The organism is Aquimarina amphilecti, assembly GCF_900109375.1.
GTDB classification, from domain to species: Bacteria; Bacteroidota; Bacteroidia; order Flavobacteriales; family Flavobacteriaceae; genus Aquimarina; species Aquimarina amphilecti.
In genome coordinates this window covers 388,848-404,882 of sequence record NZ_FOAB01000002.1, presented here as the reverse complement: position 1 = coordinate 404,882, position 16,035 = coordinate 388,848, and the positions used below count along the sequence as shown (strand labels likewise).

12 protein-coding genes are annotated in these 16,035 nt (G+C 32.0%); all 12 read right to left on the bottom strand.

The window, feature by feature from the left end; genetic code table 11:
* Positions 1-6: 6 nt before the first annotated feature.
* On the bottom strand, positions 7-1,332 hold the full coding sequence (gene xylA / locus BMY33_RS06095; RefSeq protein WP_091406689.1) for a xylose isomerase: 1,326 nt from the start codon (positions 1,330-1,332) through the stop codon (positions 7-9).
* Complete coding sequence (locus BMY33_RS06090) at positions 1,329-2,822, bottom strand: xylulokinase (RefSeq protein WP_091406687.1); 1,494 nt, start codon at positions 2,820-2,822, stop codon at positions 1,329-1,331. The genes xylA and BMY33_RS06090 overlap by 4 nt, the downstream gene beginning before the upstream one ends.
* Before the next feature lie 239 nt (positions 2,823-3,061).
* Positions 3,062-3,619 carry a DUF6985 domain-containing protein gene (locus BMY33_RS06085; RefSeq protein ID WP_091406685.1) on the bottom strand — a complete coding sequence of 186 codons (558 nt, stop codon included), beginning with the start codon at positions 3,617-3,619 and terminating at the stop codon, positions 3,062-3,064.
* Between the two features lie 159 nt (positions 3,620-3,778).
* Entirely contained in the window at positions 3,779-4,054 is a 276-nt protein-coding gene (locus BMY33_RS06080) for a hypothetical protein (RefSeq protein ID WP_091406683.1), read from the bottom strand.
* 39 nt (positions 4,055-4,093) lie between these two features.
* On the bottom strand, positions 4,094-4,825 hold the full coding sequence (locus BMY33_RS06075) for a hypothetical protein (RefSeq protein WP_091406682.1): 732 nt from the start codon (positions 4,823-4,825) through the stop codon (positions 4,094-4,096).
* A gap of 177 nt (positions 4,826-5,002) precedes the next feature.
* Entirely contained in the window at positions 5,003-6,616 is a 1,614-nt protein-coding gene (locus BMY33_RS06070) for a helix-turn-helix domain-containing protein (protein ID WP_170837017.1), read from the bottom strand.
* A gap of 836 nt (positions 6,617-7,452) precedes the next feature.
* Complete coding sequence (locus tag BMY33_RS06065; RefSeq protein ID WP_091406678.1) at positions 7,453-8,025, bottom strand: type 1 periplasmic binding fold superfamily protein; 573 nt, start codon at positions 8,023-8,025, stop codon at positions 7,453-7,455.
* Between the two features lie 11 nt (positions 8,026-8,036).
* Positions 8,037-10,430 (bottom strand): TonB-dependent receptor, encoded by a 2,394-nt coding sequence (locus BMY33_RS06060; protein ID WP_091406676.1) that lies wholly within the window; start codon positions 10,428-10,430, stop codon positions 8,037-8,039.
* A gap of 74 nt (positions 10,431-10,504) precedes the next feature.
* Positions 10,505-10,792, bottom strand: a complete 288-nt coding sequence (locus tag BMY33_RS06055; RefSeq protein ID WP_091406674.1) for a hypothetical protein — start codon at positions 10,790-10,792, stop codon at positions 10,505-10,507.
* A 57-nt stretch (positions 10,793-10,849) separates the two neighbouring features.
* Positions 10,850-11,698, bottom strand: coding sequence for an alpha/beta hydrolase family protein (locus tag BMY33_RS06050; RefSeq protein WP_342028415.1), 849 nt, complete (start codon positions 11,696-11,698; stop codon positions 10,850-10,852).
* 2 nt (positions 11,699-11,700) lie between these two features.
* The gene (locus BMY33_RS06045) at positions 11,701-14,436 is read right to left on the bottom strand and encodes a PD-(D/E)XK nuclease family protein (protein ID WP_091406671.1); all 2,736 of its coding nucleotides are present in this window, start codon (positions 14,434-14,436) and stop codon (positions 11,701-11,703) included.
* Between the two features lie 73 nt (positions 14,437-14,509).
* On the bottom strand, positions 14,510-15,904 hold the full coding sequence (locus BMY33_RS06040) for an OmpA family protein (RefSeq protein WP_091406669.1): 1,395 nt from the start codon (positions 15,902-15,904) through the stop codon (positions 14,510-14,512).
* Between the last annotated feature and the right edge of the window lie 131 nt (positions 15,905-16,035).

Genomic DNA, 16,035 nt, shown 5'->3' with positions numbered 1-16,035 from the left:
AATTTACTAAATGTATTGATTAATAATATTCTCAAATAATTCTTGCTTTCCGCTTTGTAAAGCAAGTTCGCCAGTATCTGACGCAATTTCATATAAATCATTTAATTTTAAAACTCCACTTTCGAACTCTTTGCCTTTTCCTATATCAAATGAGCTATATCTCTGCTCTCTCAATTTTTTATACGAAGATGAAGTGATTATTTTATCCGCAGTAATTAGGGCTCTAGCAAAAACATCAGCTCCTCCGATATGCGCTAAAAACACATCTTCTATATCTGTAGAATTTCTTCTTATTTTTGCATCAAAGTTAACACCTCCACCTTTTAATCCTTCTGCTTTTAGGAAAACCAACATTGCTTCTGTCACTTCTAAAATGTTATTTGGAAACTGATCCGTATCCCAACCGTTTTGATAATCACCTCTGTTGGCATCTATGCTTCCTAGCATTCCTGCACTTGCCGCTACATCTAATTCATGCTGAAATGTATGCTGTGCTAAGGTTGCGTGATTTACTTCTATATTAATCTTAAAGTCTTTATCCAGTCCATGTTCTTTTAAGAACCCAATTGATGTTGCCGTATCAAAATCATATTGATGTTTTGTTGGCTCCATAGGTTTTGGTTCTATAAAAAATGTTCCTTTAAAGCCCTGGGCTCTAGCATAATCTCTTGATATTGTTAAAAACTGAGCCAAGTGATCTAATTCTCTCTTCATATCTGTATTAAGCAAAGACATATAACCTTCTCTACCTCCCCAGAAAACATAATTTTCTCCATCTAGTGCAATAGTTGCATCCAAGGCCAATTTAACCTGAGCACCGGCTCTAGCAAGTACATTGAAATCAGGGTTTGTAGCGGCACCATTCATATATCTTGGATTCGAAAAACAGTTAGCGGTTCCCCACAATAATTTAATACCTGATTCTTTCTTCTTTTTTTTTATATACTCTACAATCGTAGTTAGTCTTTTCTCTGACTCTCCTAGTGTGGGAGCTTCTTGTACTAGATCAAAATCGTGAAAACAAAAGTAATCAAACCCCATTTTGCTAATAAACTCAAATGCTGCATCAGCTTTATCTATAGCAGCCTGAATAGGGTCTGAAGACTTATCCCAAGAAAAGTTCTGAGTTCCCCAACCAAATGGATCGGCACCTTGACCACAGAAGGTATGCCAATACGCAATAGCAAATTTAAAATGTTCTCTTAATGTTTTTCCTGCTACAATTCTTTCTGGATCATAGTATTTAAATGCCAAAGGATTGTCAGATTCTTTTCCTTCAAATTTAATTTTATCAATCCCTTTAAAGTGTTCTTCGTTTCCTAGTACAATCATTTTTTATCTATTAAAATTCTATTAAGTTCTTTTTTCCAATTCTGATATGCTAATTGGTAATCATCTTTATTCTGTAGAGGATGATAGGTCATTACCTTATCATTTTTAGTTATCATACCTCCAATATCTTCAAATGTTCCTTTCGCCCAACCTGCTGCTCTTGCCGCTCCTACCGCACCTGTTGTATTATAAATTTCTATTTCTTGATCAATTAAAGTAGAAACTGTATTAGAAAATATTTCTGATCTAAACAAGTTATCGTTTCCTGCTCGTATTACTTTTATATTTGCCCCATCCTTCCTTAAAATCTCCATACCATATACAAAAGAAAATGCTATTCCTTCTAAAGCTGCTCTGCAGATATGTGATCTAGTATGTTTATTTAAATTGATATTACAAATCTGAGTTCCAATTGTTTTATTATCAAACATTCTCTCAGCTCCATTACCAAAAGGTATTAGTTGTAGATTATCTGATCCAACGGGTATTTTTGAAGCAAGTGAATTCATTGTTTGATATGAGCTTGTCTCTAGGTTAAGGTTATTTTTTAACCATCTATATTGAATTCCTGCTCCATTAATACATAGAAGTTTACCAATAACTGGTTTTTGTTCACTGTAATTAACGTGTGCAAAATTATTATACTTTACAGGTTCTTTTCCTGATAATTTATCAGTTACAGCATAAATCACTCCTGAAGTACCTCCGGTAAGTGCAACTTCTCCAGGGTTAAAAACATTAAGGGATAATGCATTATTGGGCTGATCTCCCGCACGATAAAAAATAGGAATTCCTACTTTTAAACCACTTTCTTCTGCACCTTTGGTACTAAGCTCTCCTTGATTTGAAAACGTTTCAACAATATCAGGAATAAGGCTCGAATCAATATCATAATATTCTAACAACCATTTTGCAGGTTCTTGTTTTTTGTAATCCCACAAAATTCCTTCTGAGAGTCCTGATTTTGTTGTATTAATATTATTTGTGAACTTATATGCTATATAATCTCCCGGAAGCATAAATTTATATACTCTTTTATAAACATCTGGTTCATTATCTCGTACCCATTTTAGTTTAGATGCTGTAAAATTTGCAGGAGAATTAAGAAGATTATCTTTACATTTTTCCTCTCCTAATTTCTCAAAAGCTTTATTTCCGATTTCAACTGCTCTACTATCACACCAAATAATTGAATTTCGCAAAAGTTCTCCATCCTTATCTACCAAAACGAGTCCATGCATCTGATAAGATATCCCTATGCCCAGAACTAATTCCGAAGCAACTGCATTTTCCTTTAATAATCGTTTACTAGCGTTACAAACATTCTCCCACCAAAAACTTGGGTTTTGCTCTGCCCAATCGCTATTTACTGAGATTATATCCATCTCATCTTTTGGTTCATTTATTGAAGCTATACTTTTGCCGTTGTCCGAATCGATCAGAGCTGCTTTAACAGATGAACTTCCTATGTCAAATCCTATATAATACATGTAGCATTTTCGTTATTGGATATAAAAATCTAAAATCTATATTGATTAGAATCGATAAATTATGGATTTGAACGAAAACTCACAGTTAAATTTTCGTAAAAACAACAAATAGAAAAATCCATTATAACCTTTTCAAAAAAATAATTTAATTGAGATATCCTTATCAAAGAAATCATAAGAAAAGTATCTTTTATTTCTTCGGAATTAAATCTGAAAACGCATTCTATTATTTGTAGCTCTTAAAATAAGTTTCCGTCTTGATCACTAACTCTAATCAATTCGTTACCTTCTTTTAATATAAATTGTAATCCGTGTTCTTCTTGCCATAAACAATTACATAAAATTTGAATGTAAATATCTTCATCTCTCTGATGTCTATCTTTAGTAATAACAATTTCAATTGGTGTTATGTATTCCCAAACTTTCTTAGATTCTGTAAGGTTTAATAGAGGTAACATTTGTTCCAGAGCACTAACCATCCATGCTGGCTTATTGGAAGCTGTTTGATAGGTTTCTATAGTCTCTAGATAACCAACGGCATCATTAAATGTTATCCAATTTTCAAAAGCTCTTTTAGCAGCTTCTATTTTAACAGATTCATTAATGTTCATAAAATCAGAAAGTACTTGATCCACTCTAATTGGATCCATCCCTGAAACCTCCGTACAATCCAATCGATATGATATCTCCTTGTGATCAAAAAAAGGAGTTGCTATTGGTTTTGCAGTTATCCAATCCTTTTCCAAGGGCAAGTTTCCAATATCTTGCTTTAATACTCCTAGTGTTTTTAATTTCATTATTACTTAAAATTATTACCTCTTATTTCCTTCAAAATCAAAACAATCTTCTATTTTTCTACTGATCCTTTTTTACTTATTCTGAGAAGTAATATACACAAGAATATAATCCACTATTAGTATCTATAATGATTACTCGATACATGTTAGATCTTGTGTTTACACTAAGAATGCTAATAAAAAAATCGTAATCCCAATAACAGAAAGACAGGTTACAATACCTAAACGTCTTAATACTGAGGCTTTAGGAAGAAAAACAATACTCCCAAACGATATCGTAATAATCATACAAATTATACAACCTCCCCCAAGTACAATCCCTTCAAAAAAACCACTTAGACCATCTGCTCCATGATAAGCAAAAAATGCATTGTAGATAAATAAGCCTAATACTATAATAGTAAAGCTCAAAAAAACATAAAATGGTACTTTCATAAATTTATTGATTTCACTTTACAAGTTAATACCTTATGATTAATTAGCTGAAATTTTATAATTTCTTATATTATCATCAATCACTTGAGATTTAAATCTCATTTTCTTGCTCGGTGATATAATCTTGATTTCACGATCTCCTGTGACTTTAAACTTACCTTCAAAAATTATGAACTCAAAATTAGTATAATCAGTCTCTAAGGTATTAAAAGAAACAGCTCCTAAATCAAAACTTGTTCTATAACTAACAATGCTATCATTAGGATTCACATATATTATTTTAATCCAACCATAACTTTTTTCGGGTATATCTGAATTAGAAATAGGTTGAGTCATAGAACCATAATATTTATCTCCTGTTTTTGGGAAACTCGTAAATTCATCTAAATCGCTTTTAAGTTGAATTGTTTTTTGATTATATAAATAAAAAATAATTGTACAAGTCAATATGGTTATTATACTTGTTAGGAATCGTATGGTATTTCCAAAATTAGAATATCTCTTTCCCGCACCCGGAACTGGATAATCTAAGGAATACTCTCTTGCGCTTTCCTTCATTTCATAGGTCCAATCTTCTTTAGGAATATCGATCCCATTAGATGCGAAGTAGAAAACTATCAGAGGTTTTCTTTTTATATTTTCTGATATTCTAGAAGATACTATCTGTTTATATAGCTGTACTTTTATAAACTCTCTTGTATCTCCATACGGAGATACAAATTTGATTTCAAAACTTTTATAAAGCTCTATATACTCTTTTCTTCTTAGCATTGGTGTATTCTTCTTTTTTAGCCATATCAAAAAGGCCTAATTTCGAACGTATTATTATATAATTTCAATGTTAAAAAGAAATACTGTGAAAACGGTTCCATGTTATAATTTGAACCATGTAAATGCTATAAAAACATCCATAAATAAGAAGAAAATGATTTGGTGCCAAGCTAGTGCTTAATCTAATATAAGGTGTTGTTTTTGATACTCCGAAGGTGTAGAACCAACAAGATTTTTAAATACCCTATTAAATGAAGTCTTACTCGAGAAACCAGCCTCGTAACCAATAGACAAAATTTTATACTGTTTGTATTTAGGGTTTTTCATTAATGACTTGGCCTCACTTACTCTATATAGATTAATAAAGCTATTAAAGTTTCGATGAAAACAAACATTCAATACTTCTGAAAAAAGATGAACACTCATAGATAAATCACTTGCTATATCCGATTGCTTAATTTCGTGATTTAAATATGGTTTTTTATCATCCATATAATCCAAAATTTGCTGCATATATAATTTTCGATCTTCCAGGTTAAGTGATGAATTCTGATAAGACACAGTATTGCTGTCTTTTTCTTTCTTAGTGTTTTTAGCAATCCTTTTCAATTTAACTTGGAGTGCTTCTTTCTCATTCGTTAAAAGTTCTTTATCTCCCTTTAGCCTTAGAGATTCTGAAATAAGTTTCTTTCTCCTTTTTTTATATATAAGAAAAGAACTTATTAAAAGAATAACTAATAAAGATCCTAAAAACAGATACAGTTGTTTTTCTTTAGCAAGAAATTCTAGTTCTTCTGTCTGTTCTGTTAATAGTTCCGTCTTTTCTTCTGATTCTAGTTCTAATTGTTTTTTCTGAGCTCTAGAAAGCGTATTCAGATATTCTTCATTAGCTTCTGTATAATGTTTCTGTTCTTCTAAAGATTTTTTAAAATCTCCTTTAACTTCATATACTTTAGCAAGTAATTTATGGCTGTCCCTTCGTATTTTAAAAAAATTTCCAGCTATAGAAAGGTCCCTTGCTTTTATTAAATATGAAAAGGCTTCTAATGGTTCATCATTACGAACCAAAGCATCACCTATTAGTATTAGAGCATTAGCTTGTTGCTTTTTAGAGTCTTCCTCGGTAATAGCTGCCAATACCTCTTTACAGTAAAAAACTACTTGATCATATTCTTCTAGCGCTAAAAAATTATCGCTTAGATTTAAAAGAATACTTATAATTGAACTTTTACGGTTTAATTTTACGGCTAGATCTTTAGCCCTTAAGCTATATTCTACTGATTGACAATATTCTTTTTTAATAGAGGTAGCATTTCCTAAAGCATTATAAGCAGACATCAAATAAATATCAGGTTGATCGATTGTTGATGCAAGAGCAATCACTTGATTCATCGTCTCTATCGTCTTATCATATTCATTTATCTTATTATACAAATTACCCAAATTCACCAAAACTGTAAGCTCTGCTCTCTTATTCTGCGGAAGTTTACTTAGGTTCTCTAAAACCTCAAGGTATTTTTCAATGGCTTTATCTAATTGCTCAACATTACTATAATAAATTCCTAAATTGACTAAGGCTTGATTCCTTAAATCATCTAACTTGTGCTTATTAGAAATCTCTAAGATAGCTTCACAATATTCTCTAAAAGTTTCAAAATCTCCTTTCTTATGAGCTTTGACGGACAACTGTTGATATTTAGAAATACTATCTACAGATAAACTGAATTTAGCTTGCTTAACAATCGCAATTGTATCTAGTTCGTTTTGGGCAATTAAAGAAAATGATGCCAAAAAAAAGGGTATATAAAAAAGAGTGCGCATTTATTAAGGATCAATCGGTGATAACTGAGGCTCAAAACAAATGTAGGGTGAATATATCTTTTTAGAAAATAATTTGATGTAGTACGACTTCTTTCTAACTGTCAATCAAATCAAAACTTATTAATTTGGAACCTTATTAAAAAAAACAACCCTCAGGCTAACTACTTCCTGAGGGTCTGAATTGAAACTAAATTATAATATTTAACACAAACTCAACTTATACATAATTATGATTGTTTCAATTTTGCTGTTTTTTTGGTTAGGTTTTTACGCCGCGAATATAAGCTCTAATCTTTAAATTTCATCAGGAATTTTTAGTGGTAATACACATTTAACGATGTCATAATATCTCATTAAAATCTTTGAGATTAAACCACTAAAAATCAACCTTTACTATATATTAGTATCTTTTCTCACGAATTTGTTACCATATTATTAGCTGTTTTTACTCCAAGAACCAATAAAGTGGTAATTATTTGGTAAAAATTAATCAAAGTTCGTACCGAACTTTAGATTTTATAATTAAATTTTTGATGTAAAAAAATAACCCTTGGAATTTAAATTCCAAGGGTCTAAATTGAAACAAATCTGTACTAATAATAAAATACACAAACTCAACTTATTATTATACAATGATTTATGGCTGCTTCAATTATGATATGTTTTATGTTATACTATAATGTATTTCTTGTTGGTAATCAAAATACAGGGCTCTCGAGCTAACTACTTCTCAAGAGCCTTGTCTTGAAAAAACGTTTGTTTTATAAAAACAAACTCAACTTACTGTTATACTTCTTATATATTTCTTATTGTATTGTTACATCAAATGATTGTGCAATATCAGTGTCTCCACCAGCATCCGCTAATGTTCCATCATTTGGTTTTTTAGGTTCGTGACGTAGAGTAACTGAAAAACTACCTGTACTAGCATCCGTTGTAGTAAGACTAAAAGTAATTCCAACCGGATTAGTTCCTGTATTTGGTGGGTAATCTGCTTCTGTATCTGTATATGCTGTTGTCGCATTTAAAGTACCCGCTACTTCATAAAAGAATTGGTGTTCATCCGCTTCTCCTTCAATTTCTTCATTAACATTTTCTGCTGGTGTTTCAGTCTCATTAAGTAATTCCACCTCTCCAGTATACATTGTATTAGCAGACAATGGTCCAGAAATATCTATTACAGGTGCATTAGGTCCATCAGGTCCATCCAAGTCGCGAGATACTAAAGTAACTACATCTGTTCCATTAGTTAAAGTAACAGTCATAGTAGTTATAACTTCTTCTTCATTTACTACTACAGGGTTGTCATCATCGTCAGAACAAGAATACATTAATACACTTGCGATTGCTAACATTGATAAAAATTTACGTGTGTTCATCATTTTAAAATTTAATAGTTAAAAGTTAATCTCAATAAAAAGTTTCGTCCCACTTCATCTGCAAAATAGCGTTGACGGTTCAGATAATTTCTATATTTCTTATTTGTAATATTATTTATAGTTATCCCGATATTCAACTCATTATCTTTAAAAAAAGGAGCCGTAATATCTGCATTCATATGCAAAAGATGATAATCCCCAGGTGGTGTATTAATATCTAAAAGAACATCTTCTTGTTCTTGAGGCGAAAAAACAATAATATTATCAGGGAATTCATTTTGTCTAAATGTATAATCACTTTCAAGACTCATCACTAAACTCATCCAATCCTCTTTTTGAAAAACAATACTATTGCTCAAATTAGCTGCAGGAATGTTAATAAGAGGTATTTCTGTTTCAGTGTCTTTACCTTTTACCAGAGAAAACCGATGATTCGTTTGCCAACTAGGAAGCCATTGCTTGGTTAATTTAGCATCAATACCTAATAATCTTGCATTAGTTTGACGATATTCCCAAACTGGAAACGCTCCTCTTATGGAGAGTTCGACATCGGTAGGTTCTAATAAAATATAATCATTAATAAAATTAGCATAAGGAGCAATTTCCCAACTCAAATTCTCATTATTTCTCTGAAAAGAAAATGAAAATTTATGAGATGTTTCTTGATCAATTCTTAAATCTCCAAGTTCGATTCGAGATGCGGAATGGTGCAAGCCATCACTGAACAATTCTGAAGGGTTTGGTGCTCTCTGCGCTAATGCATAATTACCTCTTAATTCATAACTATCTCCGAAAACATAATTAAATCCTGTAGTCGCCGAAATACTATGATAATCAAATTTCGGGTTTGTAAGCCATTGTGTACCTTCATCCGCGATAATAAGATCATTAAATTCTTGATCATACCCTCGTTCTTCCCATCTAGTTTTTATATAAAACTTCTTTGCATCAATTTGGTTATAATCATATCGAACACCCGCATCAATTGTTACATTATCGTTGATATCATATTTACCAGAAATAAATAATCCCGCATCATATTTATCATAATCTGGAATCAATCTTCTTGCTCTTGTACTAGGGTCAGCAAAATTATCCTGATAGCGCATTACTATTCCAAAATCTAAATTATAATCAAATTTAGCATCTAGAACAAAATCTGAAGTCAGTGTATGTGTTGTAAGTTCCAAATCTAAACTTGGAATTTTTCTTAACTCTTCTGTTTGTCTAATATCAAATTCAAAACGTTGGTTATGTTGGAAATCGTATTGAGTAGTCCATTTACCTAATTTCTCGAATCTCTTAAAGTAACGTAATCTACCTAGATGATGTGTAACATCTTGTTTTGGATTATCGATAGTATATGTGAAATTTTCTATAACAGATGGTTCTCCACTATTAATAGATTCAATAAGGTCATCTGCATTTCCAATATGGGATGCAGCTAGAACTCCTATTTCATTTTGGTAGTATGAATAATAAACGTCCCAACCTTGTGTAAATTTATTATTTCCAAAGGACAAAGATCCTCCTCTTTCGAAAATACCAGTATTAGATAAGATATAATCAGGTGCTTCTACATCACCAAATCTTTTTAAGGTTCCTTGGGCTTTCCAAAACCAACCAGATTCATATCCTTTTATTATCTCAGAAGAAATCGTTCCTCCTCTACCATTGGAAGCGCCTGTAACAACAGTTTTTCCAAACAATGTATCTTTTGCAGGAACTTTATTAGGTTCCATAACAATGACTCCTCCAATAGCATCTCCTCCATAACGCAATGCTGCTGCTCCTTTAACAACAGTTACACTACCAGCAGTATTAATATCTACATTAGGTGCATGTTCATCTCCCCACTCCATATCCTGCATACGTACACCGTTGTTCATAATTAATACTCTACTTCCACTTAAACCTTGAATAATTGGTTTTACAATTGTAGAGCCCGTATTGAGAGAAGAAACACCAGTAATCTCTCTAAGTGCATCTCCCAAAGCCGCACTACTATATCTTTCAATAACATTTTTATTAATAGTCTCTTCTTGCGAAGAGGATGTTTTAGTTCTATTATTGCCAGAAACCTTCACTTCTAACAATTCGTTTAAATGGTGCTCTAAATAAAAGTCTTTATTCGAAACCTCATTCACATCAATAGTAACCACCTGAGAATTACAATCCTCATGAGATATCGTAAAAGCGTAAGATGTGGCGCAAAGCCCTGAGATTTTATACATCCCGTTACTATCAGTTTTAATTGTTGTACTATTAAAAGTAATTGTTGCTCCTTCTAGGGAAACTCCATCGTGAAAATCAATTACACGACCGGAAAGTGTTTTAGTACAATCCTGAGCGAATACAGAATTAACTACCAGAAAAAACACAATATATAATGCGTTTCGTTTCATTCTAAAAATAAAAAAGGATCTCTATTGCAATTTGCGCAATAGTAAATTGGTGCTAACACCTGATGGATTAGTATTTAAACTACAGGTGGTGCCTTATTAAGAAAGGAGTAATATGTTTCTCTATCAAAATAGATATCAAAACTATTGATCTGAATCTGATCTAATGGAATAGAAACTACTTTAGGCGTTTCTATCGAATCTATAGGTATGAAATTATCATCCAGATTTTCTGGAGCTAATTGACACATCTCACAATCAACATCATTATCATCATGACCTACAATATGTAAATCTGATAACTGTATAAAACTGAATAATATCAGTAATGCAGTAGAAATGATATGTCTTTTGCTAGACTTCATAATCGCAAATAAACAAAAAAAAATCAAAACCCTTATAAACTCAGCAACTAAAGTGTGTTAAAGTATTGCAAATTCTACGGATTTATCAATAATTACTGATAAATCATTAGGCATGTACTCTTTTATCCAAGGATGTTTTGCGCTAAAAACGTGATCCGCTCCAGATACTAAATACAGTTCACTATTAGGATTCCAACGATGTAAATCTTCAGCTTCTGCTAAATTAACCGTTGGATCTTCTGTACCATGAATAATTAAGTAAGGAATTTTTATATTCCTAGTAGCTTTAGAAATTGTGAGTCTTTCTTTGTTTTCTACAAACGTGGTATAAAATTGAAACAAGTGTGGCATTTTTTGCTTTGTTCTGCCATTTTCTATGTAAAATACTCCGTCGTTCTTCCATTCTTGAAACTCTATTCCTTTAGGAAATCTACTTTCATAATCCGACACACCTGCCCAGGTAATAAGCTTTGAAATTCTCGAATCTTCCGAAGCTTTTATCGTTGTAATTCCGCCTGCGCGAGAATGTCCAATAGTAATAATATTATTTAATTTTATATACTTTTGATATTCAAAATCTTTGGAAGTAACCCAATCCAAAACAGATTCTAAATCGTCTAATTCTATCAAGTAATTATTGGCACTAAACGCCTCTAAATCTGGAAAATCAATTGGCTGTTCTACAGTACCGCCATTATGGGAAAAGTTAAACTTAATAAAGAAAAAGCCAGCTTCTGCGAATGCATTGGCTACTAAATCCCATGCGCCCCAATCTTTAAATCCTTTATACCCATGACAAAAGATAACGATCGGCTGTTTATCTTTTTTATCATTATAAAAAACATCCGTTAAAATAGGTTTGTTATGTTTTCCCTTAAGTAATATATTCTTTTCAACCGTAATCATAACTAAACTTCTTTTTCTGTAAAAGGAATTTCTAAAGTAGAAATCTCCATAATTAACTTTTTAAGTTGTAATAAATACTCCTCAAACACATCAGATGTAACTTCATAATCAACTTTTCCTCTTACTGATGTCTTAGTTCCAAATTTTAGAAATCCTTCTTTTAGATTCTTAAAAGAAATAATTCCTGCTTGAAAAGATGATGAGAGTGGTTGTTCATTATGTTGCATATAAGCATATGCTAATACCTGTACGATTTTACTATACTTATAGTCATCGGTGATCACCTCCCAATCCATTAAAACAACATCACTTTTGTTAACTTTACCTGTTTTGTAATCAATAATCCTTAATACTCCATCTAACTCATCAATTCGATCAACTTTTCCTTTTATGAATACAGGAAAATCGAGTTCAGGTATCTCTAACTCAGTTTTTAAATTACTTTCTATAGCCAAAATTTTTAACTGTGATCCTGATTTTAAAAGTTTCTCTTCTGATTTTAAAAAATTATAAATGTACCTTTTGGCAACTTCAAAAATGAGTAAATTCTTACCTTGAGTAATATCTAATTTAGAATACTCTTTCCGAAAATGATACTTGATTTCTTCATCAATTCGAGCAATCATTTTCTCTACATCCGCAACAGATACGTATTTATTTTCTAAAGGCTTGTATAAATCCTCTAATGTATTATGGATAACCGTTCCTAGTGTATTAGCAGCTATGGTTTCTTCTACTTGATCACTCTCTTTGATTCCCAATATATATTTATAATAAAAATCAATTGGATTTCTAATATAGGCTGTTAATGCCGAAGGAGATAATCCATTTAAAGCTAATTCTTTGACCCTCTCAATGATCGATATCTCTTTTGGAATAACTAAAGGTTCATGACTTAATTTAGGTATTTCTGAGGAAGCTATATATTTGGATAATTCGTGTTTCTGAACTTTATCTATTTCTAATTGATATAAGAATCTACTTTTTTCTCCACCTCCGACTCCATCATCTTCGGTATTATAGATAAGATATACTGTTTTAGCTCTTTGGATTAAACGATAAAAGTGATATGTGTATATCGCATCTTTTTCTTTATATGTTGGTAGATTATATGCTCTCTTTAAATCATACGGAATAAAAGAATTCATACTCTTTCCTGCGGGAAGAACACCTTCATTAACTGAAGTAATGATAACGGTATCAAAATCCAAACAACGAGACTCTAACATCCCCATCAATTGTAATCCCCTAAAAGGTTCTCCTCTAAAATCTAACGTTTCCGAATTGATAATATCTCTATACAAATAATATAAAGATGATATTGTTACAACATATTGATAGGTATTACATAACGCCAATAATCTATTAAAAACAACATGAAAATGATATATATACTCTAACTCCAAAGGAGTTTTTTCTTTATCCAGCCCATTCTTAAGTAATTGAATAATTTTTCTACATTGTTCTATTGCTTTTAATGCATTTTCCCAAGGAGTGAATAGAAGCTCAAGTACTCTACTTTTGGCATCATTAGTTTCACTTTGTAGTTTTTCTACAGTTACGTAAACCAAGTTTTCTTTTGAAATCTTACTAATTAACTCGTTAGCTAAAAAACCTAACAACCATTGAGCAGGTTGACTATTTAAAATCTCTATAACCGATTTATAATACAACCCTTTATGATGGGTTACTTTATGTAATGAAAACAACAATTCAAAAAAAGAAGAAATTGGAACTTCTTTAAGCGGTAACCCCATTGTTATATTCAATGACTCGATCGAATCTGGTAATGAATTAAGAACAGGTAACAATAAAGATTCATCCGCCAACACCAACGCCGTTCGTTCCAAATCTACTGATGGAATAGATTTTAGTATTTGTCCCGCTAACTTAGCCTGACCAATATTTTTAGGAACACCTATTAGCTTAATATCTTTGGAAGAAGAAAAATTATCTCTAATCCATTTAAACGGATTTTCTTTATAATACTCCCAGTTATTTTTATAATCTCTTATGAATAAAGAAGCTTCATGATATTTGTTTTCTAAAAAAAATGTATCAGCATCCCAATATACCTCAGCAATTTTAGCTTCTAATAACGACTTAAAAATTATTTGCTCTGCATTATTTAGTGCATTAAATCCCACTAAAATATGCTTATGAGTATTTTTCTTAATATAACTAGAAATATTCTCTGAAGCTTTTCGATATAATAAACCTTGATAACCAACCTTTTTTTCTAGCAGCTTATTTTTAAAGTTGGTGTAATACTCCGATAAATTATTCCAGAAACTTATATATTTCTGTATCAGTTCCGTTTTTTCCTTTTGAAGATACCAATGGTTCAGATCCTGAATTCCTGAGAGGTATGAAAAAAAACTATCATTGTCAATACAGTATCGATCAATTTCATTAAAATCTTGCACCAAAGTCTGCGCCCAACTACTGAACACTTCTAAACTTTCTTTTTCTAAATGTGCATGTGTATTTAAATATGTTTCATAAAAGTCGAATAATGTTTGGATCGTATCAATCTGACGCAATCCTGATAATTCCGTAATAAATTCTTCTATGCTATATATCACAGGAGCAAAAAAGGTTTTATCACTATATATATTAAGCAATTCCCTTTTAAGAAAAAGTCCTGCTCTTTTACTAGGAAGAACAAAAACAAGCTCACTTATATCGTGATTTTTGCTTTGTAATTCTGATATGACTTCTTTTAAAAAACTATCCACCTATTAAAAATAAAAAACGTCCCGAATAATCGGGACGTTTTATCTATGTATTATGTTATTTAGTGAAAAATAATTACTTCACTAAGTTGATCTCTACACGTCTGTTTTGTGCTCTACCAGCTCTTGTTTTGTTAGAAGCGATTGGTCTATCTTCTCCAAATCCAATAGCAGATAATCTAAACTGATCGATACCGTTTTCAGTTAAGAAGTTCTTAACAGCGTTAGCTCTAGAATCAGAAAGTCTTTGGTTAGCTTTAGCTGCACCTTGACTATCAGTATGTCCTTCTACAGTAAACTTAGCTGTAGGGTACTCCTTAAGAATCTTAATGATATCGTTTAATACTTTAGTAGACTGTTCTTTGATAGTTGACTTACCTGAGTCAAATAATACTTGAGCAGCATACTCATTTAAAGTTTTCTGAATTTCTTCAGTTACTTCAGGACAACCATTGTTAGCAACAGTACCAGCAACATCAGGACAGTTATCATCCTTATCTAATACTCCGTCACCATCTTTATCTTGGTAAGGACATCCGTTGTTAGCAGCAGGACCTGCTTCATTAGGACAACCGTCTTTAGCGTCAGTGATTCCATCACCATCTGCATCAGGACATCCATTTAAGTTAGCTAAACCAGCAACTGTAGGACACTCATCTTTAGGATCAGCGATTCCATCACCGTCAGTATCAGCACATCCGTTGAATTCTGCAGTACCTGCAACATCAGGACAGTCATCTTTAGCGTCAGTGATTCCATCACCGTCAGTATCAGGACATCCATTAAATTCAGCTAAACCAGGAACGTCAATACACTCATCGTCTTTATCAAATACACCGTCACCGTCAGTATCTTTTCCTCCGAAAGCAAAAGTAATTCCAGCTGAGTGTTGGAAGTGAGTTGGAGGATAGTTACTAACCTCATAATCTTCGAATACGTGCTTGTAAGTACTTTGTAAATTGAAAGCTAAATTTTCAGTTAACCAAAAATTAACACCTAAAGAACCATTTAAAGTTCCTGCACCAATTTCATCAAGCCAAGTGTAACCACCACCTACTCCTAGGTAAGGATCAAACCACTTAGTTTTTAAAACATTTTTAAGACTATAGCTTATTCTTGCATCTGCTGCATAATAAGATAAGTCATTAGCGCTAACTTGAGTTCCATCAGCCGTTTCTCCTAATTTATCAATTTTGTTAACTGTACCAGCAACAGTAAAAGTAAATCCGTCTCCTATATATCTACCAACCGATAGTTTAGATACAGATGGAAGAATGTTCCAGTGGTCCGTAGCGTTAAAAAACTCGTCAAAGATTTCTCCTTGTATAGGTAAATCTCCTCCGGTAGGAAAAATATCAACAGCATTAACGCCAATCGATACTGCCCAAGGGTTGTTTTCATCCTGTGCATTCGCAGTACTAAACCCAAGTACTAATAACGAAGCCACTAAAAATCTGCTAAGATGTTTCATATTCAATAATTTAATTTTTAAGTGTTAATTAGAGCAAATGTAATATGTTAAAAATTACTGTCAAAGACAAAACTAATAAATTTTTCTTAATAGGCCAGTGGATATCGACCTTTGCGAAGTTTTTGAAGTCT

What these genes read in the sequence shown, in the direction of transcription:
- xylA (WP_091406689.1), bottom strand. Translation starts at nt 1,332, where the DNA reads ATGATTGTACTAGGAAACGAAGAACACTTTAAAGGGATTGATAAAATT.
- BMY33_RS06090 (WP_091406687.1), bottom strand. Translation starts at nt 2,822, where the DNA reads ATGTATTATATAGGATTTGACATAGGAAGTTCATCTGTTAAAGCAGCT.
- BMY33_RS06085 (WP_091406685.1), bottom strand. Translation starts at nt 3,619, where the DNA reads ATGAAATTAAAAACACTAGGAGTATTAAAGCAAGATATTGGAAACTTG.
- BMY33_RS06080 (WP_091406683.1), bottom strand. Translation starts at nt 4,054, where the DNA reads ATGAAAGTACCATTTTATGTTTTTTTGAGCTTTACTATTATAGTATTA.
- BMY33_RS06075 (WP_091406682.1), bottom strand. Translation starts at nt 4,825, where the DNA reads ATGCTAAGAAGAAAAGAGTATATAGAGCTTTATAAAAGTTTTGAAATC.
- BMY33_RS06065 (WP_091406678.1), bottom strand. Translation starts at nt 8,025, where the DNA reads ATGAACACACGTAAATTTTTATCAATGTTAGCAATCGCAAGTGTATTA.
- BMY33_RS06060 (WP_091406676.1), bottom strand. Translation starts at nt 10,430, where the DNA reads ATGAAACGAAACGCATTATATATTGTGTTTTTTCTGGTAGTTAATTCT.
- BMY33_RS06055 (WP_091406674.1), bottom strand. Translation starts at nt 10,792, where the DNA reads ATGAAGTCTAGCAAAAGACATATCATTTCTACTGCATTACTGATATTA.
- BMY33_RS06050 (WP_342028415.1), bottom strand. Translation starts at nt 11,698, where the DNA reads ATGATTACGGTTGAAAAGAATATATTACTTAAGGGAAAACATAACAAA.
- BMY33_RS06040 (WP_091406669.1), bottom strand. Translation starts at nt 15,904, where the DNA reads ATGAAACATCTTAGCAGATTTTTAGTGGCTTCGTTATTAGTACTTGGG.